Raw genomic sequence first — 20,691 nt, forward strand, 5'->3', positions numbered from 1 at the left:
ATTGGTATAACTGGGGTATAACTTAAAGCGTAGGGTTTGCAGCTAAGATCGCTATGAAAACTGCAATTTCGCTTCCAGACTCAGTGTTTGAAGAGGCAGAAGCCATGGCTCAGCAGCTAGGGCTGTCACGTAGTGAGCTTTATACGAAAGCGTTAAAAACTTATCTAAAAAAGTACAACCGCAATCAAATTTTGCATAAGCTGAACCAAATTTACTCTAAAGAGTCTTCTGAGCTAGATGCAGTGATGGCAAAGATGCAGTTTATGTCTCTGCCTCATGAGGACTGGTAATGTATCGGGGAGAAATTTGGTGGGCGAACCTACCCAACCCAGTAGGTTCAGAACCTGGATACCGTCGTCCTGTCTTGGTGATTCAAGATGATGTTTTTACTCAAAGCCGTATCAATACAGTTATCGTCGTAATCATCACCTCGAATACTCAGCTAGCAGGAGCACCAGGAAATGTGTTATTGCCTGGTGAAGTATCAGGTTTATCTAGAGATTCTGTCGCTAATGTATCTCAGATTTTTACGGTTGATAAAACGTTTTTAACTGAACGTATCAGTTCACTACCAGACTATTCGCAAGAGGAGGTAGATGAGGGTTTACGAGTGGTTTTGTATCTTTAGCTACAAGCTAACAAATCGCTGCACCGGAATGTTCTAATCTGTCGGTTGGGTTTTCAAGGTTATCTGCTTCCGGTGAGCTTAGCCGTTAGGTTTCTACTGTCCTTAAATTTTGTGGGTGAAACTGGGAGGTGCTAGCCTGCGATCGCCCTAATGGGTTTAGCTACCGCAAGTTGGCCATCAAACCTAACCATTCGCCGCAGCGGATGCTTGGCTAAACTATTGCTCTTCGTTGATAGTTTATCTAGCACCGCTAACCTCAAGGCCGTTAGGTATCTGCTGTCCTTAAGTTTTGTTGGTAAAATTGGGAGGTGCTAGCCTGCGATCGCCCTAATGGGTTTAGCTACCGCAAGTTGGCCATCAAACCTAACCATTCGCCGCAGCGGATGCTTGGCTAAACTATTGCTCTTAGTTGAGAGTTGATCTAGCACCGCTAACCTCAAGGACGTTAGGTGGCTTAAGCTTTCTGTTGAGGCGTATATCAATGTTGTCTGTGAATCCTTTGGCATTGTGGGGAAATCGACCACTCGTTTCTGGCTGTTTTTTGTTTCGGCACTGACCATTTTAGTTCTTCTGGTCTATGAGCCTGCTTACGCTCAGACACAGCCAGCTAGTACAAATTTCTGGAGCAATCTTGATACCTCTGTCAAAGTTATTGCTGGTGTGGTTGCTGCCATCACAGCAGTTCTTGGTGTCCCAGTTGCATTCTTACAAATTCGTAAAACAATTGTAGAGATTCGTAAAATTGAATTAGAAGCTCAAAAATTACAAGAGCAAACTGAAACAGAGTTTCCGAAAGAATTTGAAGGTCATCGGATCTATCTGGATCATTCGGATGGAAATAATATTCAGATTCTTGTAGATCCAAGATTTTCTGCTCCTCTACTCATTCTGTTGGACTTTGTAATTGTTTACATTGTTCTCGCTTTAGCAGGTTATGCAGTTGGTGTATTTTTGCCTGGGAAGGCGGGTCAGATAATTTTGACTGTTGTTGCAACGTTCTTACTGTTACCTCTCTTTGTCGAAGCTCTACGGTTACGTGGAGTCTTACGACCCTCTTGGGGAAAAGGGCAGAATGAGGATAAAAAGAATTAGCAGACTAACCCTACAAATCAGAAAGGTTTCAGTCTCATAAAGCGTTTGCTACTATGGGAAGCAGGAATCTCGATAAAGTCTATGACTCTAGCAATTGCCCTTGAACCTGCGCCAATAGAGACCGATCCCCAAGGTGTTGTGCGAGTTGCCAAAACTCGTGTCACGTTGGACACTGTTGTGACTGCTTTTATTGAGGGATGTACGCCAGAGGAGATAGGGGAGCAGTATCCATCGCTACAACTTCCAGATATCTACTTAGTTATTGGTTACTACCTTAGACATCGAGATGAAGTGCATACCTACCTTGCAGAACGTCACCGGCAGGCAGATTTGATTCGGCAAGAGGCTGAACAACGCTTTAACCCCATTGGAATACGCGATCGTTTGCTTGCTCGACGCAATCAAGCCAGGTAATCTAGATGGCTCAATTCCTGGCTGATGAAAACTTCAATAACCAAATTGTTCGAGGTGTTCTTCGCCAAAACCCAAACGTTGACATTGTGCGTGTTCAAGACGTGGAGCTGTCGGGAGTAGATGACCCAACTGTTTTAGCACGGGCAGCCGAAGAAAGACGAATTGTGCTGACTCACGACGTTGCTACAATGATCGCCTTTGCATACCAACGTATTCAAGCTGGATTATCTATGCCCGGATTATTTGAGGTGAATCGTCGTGTCCCAGTAGGTTTAGCGATAGAGGAAATTATCTTGATTGCGGAGTGCAGTCTTGAGGGAGAGTGGGAAGGACAAGTAAGATTTCTCCCTTTAAGATAAGCAATGGTAGTTGTCGCCACCTAACACTGCGTGGCAGCAGACGGTCGAAAGCCACTGCTGCTAGTTCGAGAATGTCTACCGCCGCTGCACTTCACCGTTAGGCACGCAAAACAGGCTATAGTTATAGTTTTTTATAGATTTCCCTTCGGTGGCCTACACGGATTACGACTATTAACAGAACTTTATCTTCAACTGTGTAGACAATTCGGTAATCACCAACTCTGATCCTAAAATATTCACAGTTTTTCCCTTTCAATTGTTTGCAGCCAGAGGGACGAGGGTTATTCGTTAGGTCAGATATTGCAGTTTGGATGCGAACTACTTCCTGAGTAGTAACTGATTTAAGATCCTTTTTTACACGCCGATCGAACTCAATCCTGTATTGACTCACATCACGCCTCTAGTTCCGCAAAAAATTCATCAAAGTCAACCCGTTCTTGCTTTGAGTCAGCCATGCGTTTCTCCGCTCCTTGAAGATCGAGGTCATCTTCTGCTTGTTGCAGAAGCTTCAAAAAAAGTTCGTAGTCTTTAGCTGGAATCATATACACCGGTTCTTTACCAAGTCGTTGTATAGCAACATGCTCTGAAGCATAAGCGACATGATTGAGCGTATCGGCAAAGCTATTTCTCGCTTCTCCAGAAGATAAGGAACGCATCGTAAGAGTCCTGTACGTCATGTACATAGCGTACCACAGATAAAAGCTGTAATGCTGTATTTCAATATCCTGGTAAAGTGGGGGATGCTAACCTGCGATCGCCCTAATTGGCTTAGCTATTGCAAGTTGGCCATCAAACCTAACCCTTCACCGCAGCGGATGCTTGGCTAAACTATTGCTCTTCGTTGAGAGTTGATCTAGCACCGCTAACCTCAAGGCCGTTAGGCGGCAGCATTCATCATTGACGCGTGTCACGTGACGCATTACACTAGGCAGCGCGATCGAGACATTTGCCGACCGTCGCACGCAGGAACTATATGCCACAGGCAAAGCCAAGCGGTTTCCGCCTGACGTCGCTAAGCGAGCGAGTCGAAAGCTCGAATACGTAGATTTAGCAGCCAGGCTTGAGGATTTAAAGAACCCGCCAGGGAACCGGCTTCATGCCCTGGAGGGCGATCGAAAAGGGCAATATTCGATCGCCGTAAACGACCAGTGGCGGATCTGCTTTCGATTCGTGGATGGTGATGCTTATGATGTTGAGATCTGTGACTATCATTGAGTTTTGGTGGAGCAAATGAGCATTTCAAACACAGGCATAAAGCACAGGCCAACGCATCCCGGAGAGATGCTACGTGAGGATTTTCTTCCCGATTACGAGCTTAGTGTATCTAGTCTTGCGGAAGCAGTAGGTGTTTCACGTCAATCCATCAATGAACTGTTGCGTGAACGACGTGCTGTGAGTCCGGAAATGGCTTTGAGATTCGCTCGGCTCTTTGGCAACAGTCCTGAGTTCTGGCTAAATGCACAGCGTGCAGTGGACTTGTGGGATGCTGAGCAGGCGATCGAAAAGGATGTGTGTCGAATCAAGCCGCTCAGTGCCGCATAACAACCGCATGCAACGGACACGATATAGATAAAGTGCCGCAGCGAAATATTTGTAGCGCGCCGCTGATGCGGGACGTTAGGTGTTGCTGAACTGCCATTGCAGGTATTTCCATTTCTGGCTAGAATCTGGCCAGAATGCCATTCGATATCATCTTGTCCCCTGAGGCGGTTGAAGATCTTCGCAGCCTCAGCGCTCGTCATCAATCCAACGTCGCAGATGCCATTGAGCGCCATTTGCGGCATCAACCCGACAAGGTAAGTCGGAGCCGAATCAAGAGGTTGCGTGGGTTGCTGAAACCGCAGTACAGACTACGTATTGACGATTATCGAGTCTTCTACGATATTATCGACGATGCGGTTGAGATCCTGGCTATCGTGCATAAACCAAGTGCTGACCGCTGGTTGCAGCGGTTCGGAGAACCCAAATGAAGCGAGTTGCTCTATCCGCCATCAAGGACCAATTGTCCAAGTATCTTCGATTGGCCCAGAAGGACGAGGTACTAATTACTCGTCATGGCAAACCTGCGGGCGTACTGATTGGTTTCAAAGACGACGACGACTGGTTTAATTATCAGCTTGAGAACGATCCGCGTTTTTTGGAGCGCATTGAACGTGCGCGTCGAAGAATCCGAGCCGGAGAGGGTCTTCCCCTCGAAGAGATCGAGCGAGACACCTAACATCAAGATGCAGCGGACCTATGAAAGCTCTGCTCCCTTTTCCAGTCAATACGTCCGGGCCGCTGATCTTGGGCGTTAGGTCTCTGTTGTCCTTAAGTTTTGTGGGTGAAATTGGGAGGTGCTAGCCTGCGATCGCTCTAATTGGTCTAGCTCTTGCAAGTCGGCCATCAAACCTAGCCATTCGCCGCAGCGGATGCTTGGCAAAACTATTGCTCTTCGTTGAGAGGTTATCTAGCACCGCTAGGTTCAAGGCCGTTCAGAAATAGAATGAAGGTCGTCATCATCGTCATAATTACAGCCATTTCAAGCTGCTGGATAACTGGAACGATAAAAGATGTCGAAAAGGTTTCAATGGAATCAATGTATTATAGCGACGTCACACATCGCCTGAAGCAGGCCGTTGGAGAAATTCACGCTGACATGAATTCTGGAGACCTAGAACGGATGAAAAAGAAAATTGAATTGCTGAATACGGTGGTTGGAGACATAGGGATGAGTCAGGATAAAGTCAGCCTTCATGAGATATTAGAAGAATTCTACTCATTGAACTCTTCCGATAGATTCGATTCTGAACCAGTCGACGCAGACAACCAGATAACCCGCCCGTAAAACTCTAAAAATCAACAGGACGATTGACCTCGTAGGCTGGTCGTCTGGTCTCTACGTTCGAAGAAATAAAATGAGCGACAGAATTTTAATCATTGGATCGGGGAACCCGACAGCAAAACATCTTATTGACTTTCTACTTGTGTGTGGAACTAGAATAACTGCCGTATACCGCAAAACTCCTCCCTCTACCGAGTCCATACTCGTGACAAAAGTAAAAGGAGACGTTACGAAAGATAATCCCGATGACTGGACGAATGGTTGTGACGTTGTCATCTATCTTGCTGGAGGGGATTCGTCCCATGAAGATGCGGTAGATAATGTTGGTGCCTCTAAGGCTGCGCGAGCAGCAGAGAATTGCGGTGTCAGGAAATTTATCTATGTTAGTGCCCTTGGGGCTCACGATCCGAATTCATGGGGAGATGAGTTTCGTGAATACCTACTGGCACGATCAAACGGCGAGGAAGCTATTAAGAAGCGGGATTTGAACTGGACGATTTTACGCCCAGGTATCCTTAATAATCATCCAGGAGTTGGATCTATTGCGACTTCGATGAATGAAGATGGAGATCCCAATGTTTCTCGCGAAGATGTCGCACAGACGATAGCGTGCGCTATCATCGACAGCTCATCAGATCTTTCGACATTTGATGTCGTTGCCGGAAATACTCCTATTCCTTTGGCTGTCCGCAACCTCTCAAAAAATTTCGAACAAGGCAGTGGTGGCAACGGCTAACGCCGCGCCACACTTTGACGTTAGGTTTTTACTGTCCTTAAATTTTGTTGGTGAAATTTAGAGGTGCTAGCCTGCGATCGCCCTAATGGGTTTAGCTACCGCAAGTTGGCCATCAAACCTAACCATTCGCCGCAGCGGATGCTTGGCTAAACTATTGCTCTTCGTTGATAGTTTATCTAGCACCGCTAACCTCAAGGCCGTTAGCCGCCTCAACAACGACTTATCGAACTGGCATTGTGAGAGCCTCTCCGTATAGTCCCTCAAAGCTCGCACCCCCTTGACGTTTAACGCATAGCATCATACTATAAGGTAAATTAGTTTTCCTAAACAAATTAATTATCGAAAAGTAGTAATAAATGATACAATCTTCTATGAGGGTACGCTTAATACTTCTTCGCCAGATCGCATGAATGCCTTTTACAGTAGGCCGAGCAGTGTAAGTCCTAGAAGATTAAGCGCAAGTTGAGATAGGAATGGTATGAGTAGCAATCAAAATTTACCCAGCAAGCGGGGCTTTCTCAAAGGAGGGGCAGCTAGCGATACTAAATATGCCTTGAGGAGTGAGCGTTCCCCTTCCGAAGACTACAAGGGTTTTTCCGAAGGTGATTCGTTTCCTCTTCGATACGGACTGCGCCTTGTTTTATCATTCAAGAAAGCTAATGTGAAATGACTGAGTGTGATACGTACATTCAAAGATAAAGAAACTCAAAAAATATTTGAACGACAGCGTTCGCGGAAGTTGCCATCAAACATTCAGCAAATCGCATTACGAAAGTTACGTATGTTGAACCAGGCAGAGACACTTCAAGACCTTCGTATTCCACCAGCTAATCGGTTAGAGCGTCTGAAGGGCGATCGAGAAGGTCAGTATAGTATTCGAGTTAACAATCAATGGCGACTTTGCTTTGAATGGAAGGATGGTTATTCCATAAATGTAGAACTAGTTGATTATCATTGAGAGGGCAATATGAATGAAGAGAAGCTACAACCTGTTCATCCTGGTGAAGTGCTTCTAGAAGAATTTCTGAAGCCGATGAACTTAAGCCAAAATCAATTGGCTCTAGCATTGAGAGTACCCGCACGACGGATCAATGAAATTGTTCACGGTAAGAGACGTGTTACGGCAGATACGGCTCTACGCCTAGCCCATCACTTTAATATGTCGCCCCGTTTTTGGTTGGGCTTGCAAATGGATTATGACTTAGATGTAACTGAAGATGAACTCGGCAAAAAACTGAAAGAGGAAGTAGCTGTTCTGGTCAACAAATGAGTATCGCTTCCTGTTTCTGCTCTAGTTGCTTATCAGCTAACAAGGGCTTGCAACGGAACGGATCTAAATCCACATTGATGTTAATAAGTAATACACCGTCCGCTGAAGCTCAAGCCGTTAGGCACAATTTAGCGCTATAGATTTAGCCAGAGTTCAATTAATATGTGATGAATCTGCTAGTGTCTGAGCAAAAAAAACTGGAGAGTGCTCATGGAAATTCCGCAATACCTCGATCCAAAATCTAAACAAACTCTAAACGAAGCGCTCATGGAGCTTCGGGCATTAGAGGGAGCTGATGATGCTGTTGTAAACCTTGCTCCCGAACTTCGAGAAGATATTGAAATCCATGATGTCATTCATGTTCTATTTGCATGTAAAACCGATCTGGCGAGTGAAGTCATTGCACATATTTGGACTGTATTTGGTACCACATACGATGTTCGAGAAATGGCACGGGTAAACATGCATCAAGATCATCAAGATGTTTTGGCAAGGATAGGGCATACACGACTTTTGAGGATGTGGATATATAGGATTCCAGAAATTGTGCAAACACTTTACCGTGCAAATCAAATGGTTAAGCACTTCCCAGCTCAGGAATACACCCGATATCTTGACAAACAACTGATAGAGATTCGTGCAGAATTTGGAATTAGACCGATCGCCCCTTCGTTGATCCAAGAGAAACGAAATTCAGGGGCTGCGCTACGAACGCTGCATCGAGATAAACAGCTTCATCAAGCATTATAAAGTTTTCACTAACTGACACAGTTGCCTCTAGGGTTACCTAAAAACGCCGCGCAAGGGACACTCGATTTAAGCAGTCAGTTGGGGTTTTCCCATTTCCGTTTGTACCCCTGACGGCAATCCGTTAGGTTTCTGCTGTCCTTAAGTTCTCCTGGTAAAATTGGGAGGTGCTAACCTGCGATCGCTCTAATTGGTCTAGCTCTTGCAAGTTAGCCATCAAACCTAATCGGGATAGGGAGAAGTGTTTAACTCCCCCCTCCCACACCACCCTGCAAGCGGGTCCGCACAGGGCGGTTCAATATCGCGGAGCAAACATGAATTGAGGCTATTTCGCATACCCTTGGGCTTTCATCCAAAGGTCGCGAATTGATAGCAATCCCTGCTCTTTTAGCCACTCATTAGTCATCCTATCTGGCGACAATGATCTTGGCCGCCAAGTGTCAATCATCTTGGCCGGTGAAAGCGGAAACTAAGCAGCAACCCATATCCCCATCTGCACAGTGCCCGGTCAACGAATCAATCAACGACAGGTCAAGATCTATATGAATGCAAGAGAGGGAGGTTGCGAGCAGGAAGCTGCGGCAGCCAAAGCTGGAATATCAACCCGAAGCAGTCGACGAATTGAGAGGGGGGAGCATCAACCGGGAAAGGCGCGTCAGCGCTGGCGCAGTCGCCCAGATCCGCTAGAGGCTGTATGGGAAAGTGAGCTGGAACCGTTGCTGCGTCGGGAACCGAAGCTCAAACCGATGACCCTGTTGCTCTATCTACAGAGGAAGCACCCTGGCGAGTATTCCCGTTCCATCTTGAGAACGCTGCAAAGGCGAGTGCAGCAATGGCGAGCCCAGCATGGCCCAGCCAAAGAAGTGATGTTTCCCCAGGAGCATCGTCCAGGCGAGCAAGGTCTGTCGGATTACACGCAACTGAAACCGGTGAAGGTCACCATCGGGGGAGAAGCCTTTGCCCACCTGCTCTATCACTACCGTCTGGCCTACAGCGGTTGGCAATATGTGGAGATTGTGGAAGGGGGGGAAAGTTTCATCAGTCTCTCCGAATGCCTGCAAAATGCCCTGCATGAATGTGGCGGAGTGCCCAAAGCACATCGCACCGATAGCCTCAGTGCTGCCTATCGCAACCTGGGAGGACGAGCGGAAAAAGACTTGAGTTTCAGCTACCAAAAGCTGTGCGAACACTACCGCATGCGGCCCAGTCGGAATAACCGGGGTCAGGGTCACGAGAACGGTTCCATCGAATCCCCGCACGGTCACTTCAAACAGCGATTACGCCAAGCCCTGCTGCTGCGGGGAAGCACGGACTTCGACTCGAAAGCCGACTATCAGGCTTGTATTGCCGAAGTGGTGGCCTCTCTCAATCAGAGCTGCGAGGCAGAGTTCGGCATCGAACGAGAATTTCTGGGAGCTCTGCCGACTCATCGTCACCCGGATTGCGAAGTGCTCTCGGTTAAGGTGACTCGCAACAGTACCATCAGCGTGTGCTGTATCCTCTACACCGTCCCCTCTCGATTGATTGGCCAGCGACTGACGATCCACTTACACCACGACCGCTTGGTGGGGTTTGTGGGTCTGCAACCAGTGGTGGAGTTGAAGCGATTGCACGTGCCCAAAGAGGCTCCCAGCCGCCGGGGTCGCCAGCTCGATTACCGGCATGTGATTGACAGTTTGAGGAGCAAGCCGAGAGCCCTGCTCAACTGTCAATGGCGCGAGCAGCTCCTTCCCAGCGAGGACTACCGCCGTTTGTGGGGCCAGTTTCTCGAGCAGTTCGGTTCCGATACTGCTTGCCGGTTGATGGTGGCATCCCTCTACATCGCCGCCAAACAAGACAAGCAACAGGCGGTGCTGGAGTATCTCGAATCTCAGTTTGCGGCCCAAAGCTTGACCCTATCTGGCTTGCAGCAACAGTTCGGGCAGACTCAATCCTCCCCCCATCCGCTGGAGGTACATCAACATTCTTTATTCGACTACGACCAACTGATTTGCCATGACTCTATCCAATCCCCGCATCCAGCAGACCCTACCGCTATTGCTCAAATCCCTGCGCCTGCCCCACATGCTCAAACAGTGGAGCTCCCTGGAGCAACAGGCTAGCGAGCAGGGATGGTCCTACGGTCAATTTCTCGCCGCTCTGTGCGAACAGGAGCAGGCTCAGCGCTACCACAACCGGGTACAGCGCTATCTCAAGCAGGCTCAGTTGCCTCCCGGCAAGTCGCTGACCAATTTCAACTTTGACCACTGCCCCCATCTCAATCAGACTCAACTGATGCAGTTAGCTAATGACCGGGGTTGGTTGGAGCGAGGAGAAAATTTGCTCTTGTTCGGACCCAGTGGAGTTGGGAAAACTCATGTCATTACGGCTGTATCCCGCTCCCTGATTGAGTTAGGCGCTCGGGTGAAGTTCGTCAGTGCCACCACTCTGGTGCAGCAGTTACAGCAGGCTAAGCTTGAGCTTTCACTACCGACTCAGCTGCTGGCTCTCGATCAGTTCGAGTTGTTGGTGCTTGACGATATTGGTTACGTCAAACGCTCGGAGGCTGAAACGTCGGTGCTCTTCGAGCTGATCTCCCATCGCTACGAACGGCGCAGTTTGGCCATCACTTCCAATCATCCCTTCAGTGCTTGGGATTCTATTTTTGCCGACACCATCATGACGGTTGCGGCGGTCGATCGCCTCGTGCATCACGCCACCATCATCGAGATTCAAACTGAAAGTTTCCGGCGACAGAAGGCCGTTGAGTCTCACTCTGTTGGCGATCGCAACCCGGCAGGATAGTTGACGCCACTGCTTTCACCGATCGCTGTTTGGATAGCGCGACAAACATCGCGATTCCAACTGAGGTTCCCAGCCATAGCAGGCTGTCGAGACTCGCATTCTTAGCGGATCGCAACCCGGCAGGATGCTTGACGCCACTGCTTTCACCGATCGCTGTTTGGATAGCGCGACAAACACTGCGATTCCAACTGAGAGTTCCCAGCCACAGCAGGCCGTCGAGGTTTGCATTTTTGGCGATCGCAACCCGACAGGATGCTTGACGCCACTGCTCTCACCGAGCACTTCTTGGCTGATGCGACCATCATCCGCTTACTGCGCGTTACAGTAACCGGCCAGAATGATTGACGCCGACCGGCCAGGATGGTTGACATTTAATAGAGAGTTACCTGCACCATTCAGGGTTGGAGCTCTTCCTGTTTGAATTGCCTCTTTGAGCTGAGTCTGGGAAGGTTGCTAGCAGTGTGAATGTGTTAGGAGAGCGGCGGATCAGACAAAGCGGATTTGTAGTTTCTTCCCCGTTGCTGCGGCAAATTTTTCTAGAGTTCCTGTCGAGGGGTTACTCCTCCCACCCTCAAGACGAGCGATGACAGATTGTGTGGTTTTCATCCGTTTAGCGACTTCTGCCTGGGTCAGACCGGCGCTGACACGAGCTTCAATCAAGGCTTTCGCGATTTCAAACTCTTCCCCCAATTGCTGATATTCAGCTAGATACTCCGGATCGGCCGACCACTTCTGGTGTAAATCTTGGATCTTGGTCATTCCGAGATCTCCTTTGCTCTTGTGAGGGCGAGTTCTATCTCTCGACGCGGTGTCTTCTGAGTTTTCTTGATGAACGCGCGAACTATCACCACTCGTTCCCCTCTAGCCGTTACATAAAGGGCGCGTGCTATTCCATCTCTACCCTTCAGGCGAATTTCCCATATTGCGCCCTCAAGATGTTTGACATGAGGTTCGCGTACGTTGGGCAGGCTGACCGATTCAATCAGCAATGAGATGCGCACTAAACGCGCCTTCATATCTGAGGGCAATGCATCTAATTCTTTATCAACGGTTTCATTGAGTGTTTCAACAGTCCACATACTGATAAAATATAGCATAAATGCGATTCTTTCGATATGGGGCTCTCTTCCCTGCGGGACCAGTGGTGTAGTGCATGCAATTACTGGAAGAATCCAAATCGACCATGAAAGGCGAAAGTCAACATCCAGCGCTCGCGGAGGGGAGAGATGCCTCTTAGAGCGAGACTGAACGGCAAGGAGATCGCCGCTTACTCCTACGACGACCGAGCCTGGAAACGTCTTAAAGCTGCCTACCGCAAGAACCGCCTGCAGATGGCTTGCTGCGATCGCGAAGCAGTTCCGAAAACCTCTAAGCTGGGGACGCAGTACTTTGCCCACAAACAGAAGGGCGACTGCCCCACCGCGCCAGAAACGAAGGAGCATCTTTACCTCAAAGACTTAGCCGCCCGCGCCGCCGCGAAAAACGGCTGGCAGGTGGAGACGGAGTCGGTGGGGCAGACACCCGAGGGGGAAGAGTGGAGCGCTGACGTGCTCTGTAGCAAACAGAAATCGCGCATGGCGATCGAGATTCAGTGGTCTCACCAGTCGGTCGAGGAATACGAGCGCCGTCAGCGGAAATACGCCGCCTCGAACGTTTTGGGTGTCTGGCTTTACCGGCTGCAGGGAAGCAAGCAGAAGGGGTACAAAGTCGAGCTACAGGATAGTTACGAGCTGCCTGTTTTTGGCATCGCCCATGACCGGCAGACCGGCGAGATGCGGGTGCCGAAGTTCCGGACAGGGATAGAAGATTTTGTCAGTGGCATGATGAGCGGTCGCCTGAAGTTTTCCCCCAAGCCAGGGGAGGTGCTGACGGCACAGGTGTTGGGCGCAGCAGTGGGGGAGCCTGAAACCTGCTGGCACTGCGGGTGTCCTATGAAGTATGTAACCGGCTTTGATATTGTCACCACCAGCGGCGATCGCCTGCGGTTCGCTCAGTTCGGAGAGGACGGCGTCGCCGAGCTGATCGAGCGCCATGTCCCCGACCACCTGCTCGCCAGTCTGGGGTATGGCAGAGTGAGCAGCCGCTACATCCATCAAAATCAGCTTGCGCCCGACTGCGGACTAACTTGCCGCAGATGTCATCGCAATAATAGCGGTTTCTACTGCGGAGATAAGAGTTACGGGCTCGGTTCAAAACCGGTCTTTTTTGGGTAACACATTTTAAGGGCAGGGCAGATCTAAGCAAAGCTTACTCGGCAAGGGTTGGAGGCTTTGGTGTTCAACCGAGAGTGTTACCCTCGGTTGAACCATGCCCATTCCACGTAAGGGCTCGTAACCCTTACGTGGAATGGGTTATAGCGATACTCTAAATATATTACGCTCCCTCACAGCCATCGGGAGAATTATTGTCTTAGAGCATGTTTGACAAGTCTACCGTCCTACGAGAGAGTGGGGGCTACAGACGTCAGCTCCGAACAAGAGCATAAGGGTTTCAGGCTTGTCAGCTACCTTTTCAAACGCTCTCTTAGGAAGTACACCAGATGATGATGAGTTAGTTCCGAACTGTTGTATGTTTATGTATGAAATCCGGAGATTATCGAAAGGATGAGGATAAACACTCGGCCTGAGTTATCATGATCCCATAGAGCTTTGCTCTATTTTTCTAGGGTTTTGTAGTATTTAAGAGGATCTTTCACGCTTTTGGCGATCAATACAGGAGAGTCTCCAATACCTACGTAGAGGAACAGTTAATCGGTATTTCTGGTTCTAAAAAAACGTGATCCTAGAGATATAGTGAAGGATTCTGACCGGATCGTCAAAAGTGTGAAGGAAGCATTTAAGAGTAGTCCAAGTAGTTAGGGCGCATCACTGGCATTATTTTCATCTTAATCGGGAAAGTCTATGTCGCCCGCAGTTAGCAAAAAGTATTCACTAATTTCTCTAGTATGGCGAAATCTTCAAGATATGATGCTGTTGTGATTGGAGGAGGATTTTTTGGATGCAAGCTATCCTTGTACCTGAAACAGTACATGAAACATGTTTTGATTCTTGAAAAGGAGCCTAACTTACTACAACGCGCCTCTTATGCCAATCAGGCTAGAGTTCACAACGGCTATCACTATCCAAGAAGTATTCTGACTGGCCTGCGCTCCCGAGTCAGCTTCCCTCAATTTGTGAATGAATACCGAGAGTGTATTGCTATTAATTTTGATAATTACTATGCAGTTAGTCAGATATTTTCCAAGGTTAATGCTAATCAATTTAAAACCTTTTGCGAGCGAATTGGATCTCCAATAGAGCTGGCTCCGAGGTCAATCAAAAAACTTTTCAATGGACATTTAATTGAGGAAGTATTTTGCACCAAAGAATATGCTTTCGATGCGGTTAAGCTGAAAGAAAGAATGTATAGTGAGCTGGAGAAAGAGAAAGTAGAAGTCAAATTTAAGGCAGAAGTATTTAGGTTAAAAAATCACAATGATTCAGCAGGAATTGAAGTTGATTTTCAAACTGAATCTGGATGCGAGCGCGTCGCATCCAGATATGTCTTTAACTGTACCTATTCTGCGCTCAATAAGATTCTCTCAGCGTCTAATTTGCCGACTATTCCGCTGAAGCACGAGCTAGCTGAGATGTCACTGGTTGAAGTCCCAGAGCCGGTAAAATATTTGGGGATTACCGTCATGTGCGGCCCCTTTTTCTCCATCATGCCTTTCCCGCCGAGGAATTTGCATACGCTCTCACACGTGCGATACACACCTCACTGCTATTGGCAAGATACTGAAGATTCTGCCAGTGCAGCCAGTGAGATTTATCGGCAGGCAGCCCGTCAAACCAATTATCCCCACATGATTAGGGACGCAGCACGCTACATGCCAATTCTCAAAAGTTGCCGCTATGTTGATTCTCTGTGGGAAGTCAAGACCGTTCTACCTCAAAGTGAAGTCGATGACAGCAGGCCTATTCTTTTTAAAAGGAATCAGAGATTGCCCAACTTGACCTGTGTCTTGGGAGGAAAAATTGACAATGTCTACGATCTTCCCGGTGAAATTCAGTTTCTCGAAGGCGAAGGCGAAGGAGTGAGAATTTGATGGCTAAATCTGACTGCTTTGTTTCAGTAATTGCTCCGCTCTATAATCATTCCCAGATTGTGGAGGCTTTTGTCGATGAAGTCATTCAAGTCTTGCGCAACAACTATACCAATTATGAACTGGTACTGGTTGATGACGTTTCAGAGGATGACACGGCACAAAAAGCCGCTTTACTGTTGAAAGAATATGAATGTATTAGACTGATCGAGCTTTCCAGACACTTCGGGACTGAAGTTGCCATCTCCTCAGGCTTGGATTCAGTGATTGGGGATTTTGTGGTGGTGATGCTCCCTCAATCAGATCCCCCTGGACTGATTCCTAGGCTAATTGAGCAATGTCGAACGGGAAAAGATATCCTAATTGGAGTTCGCCAGAACCGTCGTGGAGAACCCTTCTGGATGAGGGCTGGTGCTAATTCATTTTACTGGTGCTGCAAACGGCTATTCAAAATCCCCCTAACCAAAAATGCCACTCAATTTTGGGTTCTCAGCAGGCAGGTGGTCAATGCACTGGTTCAGGTTCGAGATAAGTATAGGTACTTGCGCCTCCTTAGTGCCTACGTAGGTTACAGGAGCCAAACCTTCATTTACGAGCCAATTAGGAGATATAGAAGAGTCAGAGCTAAAAGTTTAATTGAATCTATTAATCTCGGCTTACAGATTATTTTTTTTAATTCTGCCAACCCACTGAGATTGGCCAGCTTATTGAGTCTTTTTTCCAGTCTTTTAAATCTGATTTATATCCTCTATGTCGCGCTCGTATATCTGTTTAAAGAGAGAGTAGTAGAAGGATGGGTGACCTTGTCGATACAAAATGCCTTCATGTTTTTCTTCATCTCGATCATTTTAGCGATCTTGTGCGAGTACATTGGTTTAATGTTTGTAAAATCTAGAGGATGGGCAGCTTATTACATTGCTGGGGAAAAAAATAGCTCCATTTTAATTGCCGATAAAGAGCGGCGAAATATTGTGAATGACTCTAGAAACATCAAAATTTAAATAAGAGATGAACTGCTCATGAGGGCACCTTAAAAAAAATTGCTTTTCCCCAAAAAATAGAGGCTGGTACCCTTGCAATCTCGTTGTGTATTCTCAATAAATCGAACTTATTCTCAACAAGCCTGAATTAATCGAGGTGTCCATGACTCTAGATGAGAATTCCCTGATATATAAGAGCTGGGAACTGCCCCACTATGTCACTTCTGAACTGGCCCTAAAGCGGAGCAAGTACTGTATTTGCATCTTTGTCATTAATGAAGGGGAAAAAATCAGGATGCAGTTAGAAAGCATGTGGAAAATTTCTCAAACTATTGATGTGATTATTGCCGATGGCGGCAGTACAGATGGCTCTCTGGAACTGGACTTTCTCAAGAGCGTTTCTGTCCGAACTTTGTTGACTAAGCAGGATAGGGGGAAGTTGAGCACTCAAATGCGCATGGCTTTTGCCTATGCCCTGCTAGAGGGTTATGAGGGAATCATCACCATTGATGGTAATAATAAGGACGAACCCTCTGCGATTCCCTCTTTTGTCCAGGCACTAGATGGGGGATTCGATCACCTCCAAGGTTCTCGCTTCATCCGAGGTGGGAAGGCAATCAACACTCCCTGGGAGCGATATTGGGCTGTCCGACTGGTTCATGCCCCTTTAATTAGTCTGGCGGCAGGTTTCCGCTACACTGATACTACCAATGGATTTCGTGCCTACAGTCGGAGATTGTTGCTCGACCCCCGAGTTGCTCCCTTTCGCCATGTTTTCTCAGGTTATGAACTTCACTACTACCTTGCCATTAGGTCGGTTCGCTTGGGCTACAAGACTAAGGAGTTACCTGTTACTCGGCGCTATCCGGCCAAGGGACCGACACCGACGAAAATTAGCCCGCTCAAAGGCAATTTCCTGGTGCTGCAAACCCTATTCAAAGCCTGCCTACATCAATTTAATCCGCCTCAGCGGTTAGGTTAAAAGATATCGAGAATGGACTTGACATGAGGACTGCTATTGTTGGCTACACTGGATTCGTTGGGAGTAATCTCATTCGTCAGAGAAAATTTGACGATTTTTATAATTCTCAAAATATTGAATCTATTGTTGGAGGTGATTTTAAGCTGATAGTTTGCGCTGGGGCACCTGCTGTAAAGTGGTTGGCGAACAAAGAGCCAATTAAGGATAGAGAAAATTTGCAGCGATTAATAGACTATTTGGGAAAAGTCTCAGCTCAGAAAATCATCTTAGTATCTACGATTGATGTGTATCCCGTACCTGTTGAGGTAGACGAAGACACGAGAATTGAGGTTGAGAGCTTGTCCCCCTATGGCAAACATCGGCTAGAACTGGAAACATTTGTGCGTGACCATTTTAATTCGCTGATTGTCCGTTTGCCCGGTCTTTTTGGGAGTGGATTGAAGAAGAATATTATCTATGATTTACTGAACGACAATATTGGCGATTGGATAGATAAAGACAGCGTGTTTCAGTTTTACAATTTGGAGAATCTCTGGGGAGATATTCAAACTGCGCTAGAGCATGATCTAAAGTTAGTCAATTTTGCCACTGAGCCTACGAGTGTCAAGGTAGTTGCCGCTGAAGCCTTTGGCTTTGAGTTTGCGAATAAGCCTCAGAAAAATCCGGTTCGATATGATATTAGGACTAAATATTTAAAGCTTTTTAATGGTTTTGAACCTGGTTATCTGTACAGTAGCAATCAGGTATTGCAAGAGTTAAAGGAGTTCGTATCGAAATAGGTACTATTAAAGCAAAGCTCGTAGAATTATCAAAGGCTGAATTGATGAAAGTTGCTATTTCCAACATTGCTTGGCAAGTAGAAGAAGAAGAGGCAATCGCCATAATTATGCAGGAACTCGATATCAAAGGAGTCGAGATTGCACCCACTAAGATTTGGGAGTCTCCCCTTACGATAGCAGATGGTGAAATTGAGCTCTACAGGAACTTTTGGCAGAGTCGAGGGATTCAGATTGTAGCGATGCAGGCACTTCTATTCGGCAGACCTGATTTGACAATTTTTCAGGATGCCCAGAAGCGAAAGGAAACATTTGAGTATCTCTCAGGTATGATTCAACTGGGAAGTAAATTGGGAGCCCGTACCCTCGTATTCGGCTCACCTAAAAACAGAAAAATTAGCAACATAGAGTTACAAGAAGCTGAGGAAATTGCCCTTTCGTTCTTTTATGAATTAGGAGAGGTAGCCAAAAAGAATGGCATTATATTTTGTATTGAACCGAACCCTAAAGCCTATAGCTGTGACTTTGTTATCAATTCAAGCCAAGGCTTAGAACTAGTTAATAAGACTAATAACGAGGGTTTTGGGCTTCATTTAGATGCCGCTGGAATGACTTTGAGTGAAGAAGTGATCGAACTAGCACTGAAGCGATGTTTCAGTCGATTATGCCACTTTCACATTAGTGAGCCCTATCTGGTGCCAGTAGGTGAAGGTGGTGTTGATCATCAGACTTTTGCTAATACTCTAGCCAATCTTAACTATGATGGCTGGACATCGATTGAAATGAGGGCACAAAGTCCAAATTTAAATAGTTTTAACATTGCTAAGATGCTGAGGTTGGCGATTAAGTATTATGGCTGAAATTAGTGTTTGGCTTCTCAATAGATTGGGCAGCTAGGACAGAATTCTGCACATTCTCCAACAGAAGAATCTATTCTTCATGACGCAGACTGAGGTCTAGGATGGATTCAGGAGACTTAACATCGTAGACTTTGAGAGTGTCTCGTTTGACAACCTCTTGCGAGCTCACAGCAACTTTCTCAACCACCACACGTAGTTCGTAATCCACGTTGCAAGTGCCCCAAACAATTCATCGATGAGGTAGTGTATCAAAAAACTCTGGTTGATGAAAATATATTACGCCTTCAGCATTACATAGCTCACTTTTTCTTGCCTGGTCTACTTGTTTCTAGAAAATCCATCCAGCCGCGATCTAAATTAATTACATCTAGTCCGATAAAGTGATAGGGCAAATACGAAATTCATGGATATTACTCATCATAGGTATGCATTCATCCAATGAAAGCGTCATGCCGCGCACTCCCAAACTAGCGTTTATCCTAACGACCTCTTCCTCAAGCTCAGTTTCATTAGAAAGATGATGCGTAGGAAAGATACCATAGAATGGTCCAGTATGGTTTTGGATCATAGATTCTCTAGTTTCTGGAAACCGAGTAGATGCGATCAAGCTCTCCATATTATTATCAAATCGTACAAATTGAGTTGTAACCGGAAAGTAGGGGACAATGTAAGAGTATGGAAGTCTTGAGTACATCAAAATCATAGATGACTCAACATTAGTCAGTGATGGAACTTGGACCCCAAACCAGTCCTGAGGCCAGTCTAGGAAGTTGCCAATTCGTGAATAATTAGTTGATGTAATGGCTAGACAAATCACTAATAATACTTGGGTAAGCCGGACTAAAAAATACTGCCTGTATAGAATATTGCATCTCAGCTCCTTGACGATTTCTTCAATTATAAAAAACAAAACTATTCCAGCTATTATATCAAGTGGCAGCAAGTATCGAATGTACCCAAACTGATATAACCAAATTGTAAATCCAATAGCCGAATAAAGCACGAGAAAGTAACTAAAATCTGTCCTCCAAGAAGCGATATTATTTTCAGATAGATTAGATTGACCGTAACTATATCTGTAAAGTCGAAATAATTTTAGAATCGCCAAGAACAAGAGCAAAAGCCAAAACAAGAACCATTTTGCATCGCGATATGGAAACCAATGCCATGTTGTTTGCTCGTCTTTTCCTACTAGCCAAAACCAGACATATTTGATTCCTTCTATAAATCCATCAGGGATCCATCGGTCATATTTAAGGTTAATAGGTTGGAAATATTCAGATTTAAAGATGGCATTGTAGTAAGGGAATAATGGATTTTCATATCTCGAATACAAGAAATACATCCAAAGTCCACTAGTACATAGAAATCCTAGCACGAATCCGAAGATCAGAAATGCAATTGGTAACAGAGTCTGTCTAAGATAAAATGCAATTTTAGTCTTCCTAGAGGAAAGATAGGTTTGAATAAATAGTACAATTGGTATTGGAATCAGGAAAGTTAAATTTGTAAGCTTTAAACCCGATGCGATGCCAATAAGTAAGCCACAAAAAAGCCACTTTATTAGTGTAGCACGAGCATTTATTCTACAACTTGATTCCTTTATCTTTACCACAACTGTGAGTGCAGCAAGCACAAATATGCTACAGATATTATCTCCTGCAAAGCTGCCAAGCTCAAAAGTATACATTGGAGAAATCATAGCCATAGCAATCGAGAGAATATGTATAACCCGCGCACCTGGAAAAACTTTTGTTGAAATCCAATAGATTAGGAACAGATTAAGACCTTGGGGTAGGCCGATCAGAAATCCTGTTAATGGTGTAGGAAGATGCCTAATACTAAGATAGTATGGCAGCCATAGCAAAGGGTTATGAAAACTTTGAACTTGCCCAGGGGAAAAGTGATATTCGAGGACATTATTCAACCATGCATAGTTATTGTAATATTGATAATTCATCAAATCAAAACTAACATGCCAACCTTGAATAAAAGACATTAGTCCTGTTAATAGGCACAATATTCCTGCTAAAAAATAATTGTTATGTAACCAAGACTTTCCCTTTTGGGTTTCCCAGTTTGACAGAAATTTATGGAGAAATGGCAATAAATTTTTCATGAATATGCTCTTGAGAAGGCCAAAGCAATATAATGG

The 20,691-nt window shown here is 46.1% G+C and carries 28 protein-coding genes and 1 pseudogene; 22 read left to right on the top strand and 7 right to left on the bottom strand.

Annotated elements, in window-relative coordinates; translation table 11 throughout:
* The first annotated feature begins 53 nt into the window (after positions 1–53).
* The 5 genes from SYN7336_RS12325 (at position 54) to SYN7336_RS12340 (ending at position 2,493) form a co-directional block, all read left to right on the top strand.
* Positions 54–290 (top strand): hypothetical protein, encoded by a 237-nt coding sequence (locus tag SYN7336_RS12325; RefSeq protein ID WP_017326253.1) that lies wholly within the window; start codon positions 54–56, stop codon positions 288–290.
* Entirely contained in the window at positions 290–628 is a 339-nt protein-coding gene (locus SYN7336_RS28880) for a type II toxin-antitoxin system PemK/MazF family toxin (RefSeq protein ID WP_071590775.1), read from the top strand. The genes SYN7336_RS12325 and SYN7336_RS28880 overlap by 1 nt, the downstream gene beginning before the upstream one ends.
* 507 nt (positions 629–1,135) lie before the next feature.
* A complete protein-coding gene (locus tag SYN7336_RS12330; protein WP_017326254.1) occupies positions 1,136–1,720 on the top strand; it encodes a hypothetical protein in 585 nt (194 codons plus the stop codon).
* A gap of 81 nt (positions 1,721–1,801) precedes the next feature.
* Entirely contained in the window at positions 1,802–2,134 is a 333-nt protein-coding gene (locus SYN7336_RS12335; protein WP_017326255.1) for a DUF433 domain-containing protein, read from the top strand.
* A 5-nt stretch (positions 2,135–2,139) separates the two neighbouring features.
* Complete coding sequence (locus SYN7336_RS12340) at positions 2,140–2,493, top strand: DUF5615 family PIN-like protein (RefSeq protein ID WP_017326256.1); 354 nt, start codon at positions 2,140–2,142, stop codon at positions 2,491–2,493.
* Positions 2,494–2,614: 121 nt separating this feature from the next.
* Here SYN7336_RS12340 and SYN7336_RS32985 read toward each other — a convergent pair whose 3' ends face one another.
* Positions 2,615–2,884: a type II toxin-antitoxin system RelE/ParE family toxin gene (locus SYN7336_RS32985; protein WP_071590776.1), complete on the bottom strand. Its 270-nt coding sequence runs from the start codon at positions 2,882–2,884 to the stop codon at positions 2,615–2,617.
* 1 nt (position 2,885) lies between these two features.
* Positions 2,886–3,149 carry a type II toxin-antitoxin system Phd/YefM family antitoxin gene (locus SYN7336_RS12345; RefSeq protein ID WP_156820132.1) on the bottom strand — a complete coding sequence of 88 codons (264 nt, stop codon included), beginning with the start codon at positions 3,147–3,149 and terminating at the stop codon, positions 2,886–2,888.
* Positions 3,150–3,429: 280 nt separating this feature from the next.
* On the opposite strand from SYN7336_RS12345, the gene SYN7336_RS28890 reads away from it, so the two are divergent.
* The 11 genes from SYN7336_RS28890 (at position 3,430) to istB (ending at position 10,854) form a co-directional block, all read left to right on the top strand.
* Positions 3,430–3,708, top strand: a complete 279-nt coding sequence (locus tag SYN7336_RS28890) for a type II toxin-antitoxin system RelE/ParE family toxin (protein ID WP_071590889.1) — start codon at positions 3,430–3,432, stop codon at positions 3,706–3,708.
* 15 nt (positions 3,709–3,723) lie between these two features.
* Positions 3,724–4,035, top strand: coding sequence for a HigA family addiction module antitoxin (locus tag SYN7336_RS12350; protein WP_017326258.1), 312 nt, complete (start codon positions 3,724–3,726; stop codon positions 4,033–4,035).
* Positions 4,036–4,169: 134 nt separating this feature from the next.
* Complete coding sequence (locus SYN7336_RS12355) at positions 4,170–4,463, top strand: type II toxin-antitoxin system RelE/ParE family toxin (protein WP_017326259.1); 294 nt, start codon at positions 4,170–4,172, stop codon at positions 4,461–4,463.
* Positions 4,460–4,711 (top strand): type II toxin-antitoxin system Phd/YefM family antitoxin, encoded by a 252-nt coding sequence (locus SYN7336_RS12360; RefSeq protein WP_017326260.1) that lies wholly within the window; start codon positions 4,460–4,462, stop codon positions 4,709–4,711. Before SYN7336_RS12355 ends, SYN7336_RS12360 begins: the two co-directional genes overlap by 4 nt.
* A gap of 267 nt (positions 4,712–4,978) precedes the next feature.
* Positions 4,979–5,320: a hypothetical protein gene (locus SYN7336_RS12365; protein WP_017326261.1), complete on the top strand. Its 342-nt coding sequence runs from the start codon at positions 4,979–4,981 to the stop codon at positions 5,318–5,320.
* Positions 5,321–5,390: 70 nt separating this feature from the next.
* Entirely contained in the window at positions 5,391–6,053 is a 663-nt protein-coding gene (locus SYN7336_RS12370; RefSeq protein ID WP_017326262.1) for an NAD(P)H-binding protein, read from the top strand.
* Positions 6,054–6,729: 676 nt separating this feature from the next.
* Positions 6,730–7,011 (top strand): type II toxin-antitoxin system RelE/ParE family toxin, encoded by a 282-nt coding sequence (locus tag SYN7336_RS28895; RefSeq protein ID WP_071590777.1) that lies wholly within the window; start codon positions 6,730–6,732, stop codon positions 7,009–7,011.
* 9 nt (positions 7,012–7,020) lie between these two features.
* Positions 7,021–7,323: a HigA family addiction module antitoxin gene (locus SYN7336_RS12375; protein WP_017326263.1), complete on the top strand. Its 303-nt coding sequence runs from the start codon at positions 7,021–7,023 to the stop codon at positions 7,321–7,323.
* A gap of 210 nt (positions 7,324–7,533) precedes the next feature.
* Positions 7,534–8,073 (top strand): hypothetical protein, encoded by a 540-nt coding sequence (locus SYN7336_RS12380; protein WP_017326264.1) that lies wholly within the window; start codon positions 7,534–7,536, stop codon positions 8,071–8,073.
* 539 nt (positions 8,074–8,612) lie between these two features.
* Positions 8,613–10,172: an IS21 family transposase gene (gene istA, locus SYN7336_RS25675; protein WP_071590778.1), complete on the top strand. Its 1,560-nt coding sequence runs from the start codon at positions 8,613–8,615 to the stop codon at positions 10,170–10,172.
* Positions 10,066–10,854, top strand: coding sequence for an IS21-like element helper ATPase IstB (gene istB / locus SYN7336_RS12390; protein WP_083885715.1), 789 nt, complete (start codon positions 10,066–10,068; stop codon positions 10,852–10,854). The genes istA and istB overlap by 107 nt, the downstream gene beginning before the upstream one ends.
* A gap of 15 nt (positions 10,855–10,869) precedes the next feature.
* Here istB and SYN7336_RS29785 read toward each other — a convergent pair whose 3' ends face one another.
* The 3 genes from SYN7336_RS29785 to SYN7336_RS12410 all read right to left on the bottom strand — a co-directional run bounded on the left by SYN7336_RS29785 (position 10,870) and on the right by SYN7336_RS12410 (position 11,933).
* A complete protein-coding gene (locus tag SYN7336_RS29785; protein ID WP_156820133.1) occupies positions 10,870–11,136 on the bottom strand; it encodes a hypothetical protein in 267 nt (88 codons plus the stop codon).
* Positions 11,137–11,340: 204 nt separating this feature from the next.
* Complete coding sequence (locus SYN7336_RS12405) at positions 11,341–11,613, bottom strand: helix-turn-helix domain-containing protein (protein WP_017326270.1); 273 nt, start codon at positions 11,611–11,613, stop codon at positions 11,341–11,343.
* The gene (locus SYN7336_RS12410) at positions 11,610–11,933 is read right to left on the bottom strand and encodes a type II toxin-antitoxin system RelE/ParE family toxin (RefSeq protein ID WP_038026999.1); all 324 of its coding nucleotides are present in this window, start codon (positions 11,931–11,933) and stop codon (positions 11,610–11,612) included. Before SYN7336_RS12410 ends, SYN7336_RS12405 begins: the two co-directional genes overlap by 4 nt.
* Before the next feature lie 147 nt (positions 11,934–12,080).
* Here SYN7336_RS12410 and SYN7336_RS27990 point away from each other — a divergent pair, with 147 nt between their 5' ends.
* From SYN7336_RS27990 to SYN7336_RS25685, 6 genes are all read left to right on the top strand, one after another.
* Positions 12,081–13,067 (top strand): competence protein CoiA, encoded by a 987-nt coding sequence (locus SYN7336_RS27990; RefSeq protein WP_017326272.1) that lies wholly within the window; start codon positions 12,081–12,083, stop codon positions 13,065–13,067.
* A 731-nt stretch (positions 13,068–13,798) separates the two neighbouring features.
* Positions 13,799–14,941, top strand: coding sequence for an FAD-dependent oxidoreductase (locus SYN7336_RS12420; protein WP_026100946.1), 1,143 nt, complete (start codon positions 13,799–13,801; stop codon positions 14,939–14,941).
* Positions 14,941–15,939 carry a glycosyltransferase family 2 protein gene (locus SYN7336_RS12425; RefSeq protein WP_017326274.1) on the top strand — a complete coding sequence of 333 codons (999 nt, stop codon included), beginning with the start codon at positions 14,941–14,943 and terminating at the stop codon, positions 15,937–15,939. Before SYN7336_RS12420 ends, SYN7336_RS12425 begins: the two co-directional genes overlap by 1 nt.
* A 142-nt stretch (positions 15,940–16,081) precedes the next feature.
* Positions 16,082–16,900: a glycosyltransferase family 2 protein gene (locus SYN7336_RS12430; protein ID WP_017326275.1), complete on the top strand. Its 819-nt coding sequence runs from the start codon at positions 16,082–16,084 to the stop codon at positions 16,898–16,900.
* A gap of 23 nt (positions 16,901–16,923) precedes the next feature.
* Complete coding sequence (locus SYN7336_RS12435) at positions 16,924–17,679, top strand: hypothetical protein (protein ID WP_017326276.1); 756 nt, start codon at positions 16,924–16,926, stop codon at positions 17,677–17,679.
* Positions 17,680–17,723: 44 nt separating this feature from the next.
* Positions 17,724–18,536, top strand: coding sequence for a sugar phosphate isomerase/epimerase (locus tag SYN7336_RS25685; RefSeq protein ID WP_017326277.1), 813 nt, complete (start codon positions 17,724–17,726; stop codon positions 18,534–18,536).
* Between the two features lie 73 nt (positions 18,537–18,609).
* On the opposite strand, the pseudogene SYN7336_RS30845 reads toward SYN7336_RS25685, so the two are convergent.
* Positions 18,610–18,744 (bottom strand): annotated as a pseudogene (locus SYN7336_RS30845) (ISKra4 family transposase); the annotation flags it as partial.
* 159 nt (positions 18,745–18,903) lie between these two features.
* On the bottom strand, positions 18,904–20,655 hold the full coding sequence (locus SYN7336_RS12445; RefSeq protein WP_156820134.1) for a hypothetical protein: 1,752 nt from the start codon (positions 20,653–20,655) through the stop codon (positions 18,904–18,906).
* Positions 20,656–20,691 lie beyond the last annotated feature (36 nt).

It is taken from the genome of Synechococcus sp. PCC 7336, from assembly GCF_000332275.1.
GTDB lineage: Bacteria > Cyanobacteriota > Cyanobacteriia > Thermostichales > PCC-7336 > PCC-7336.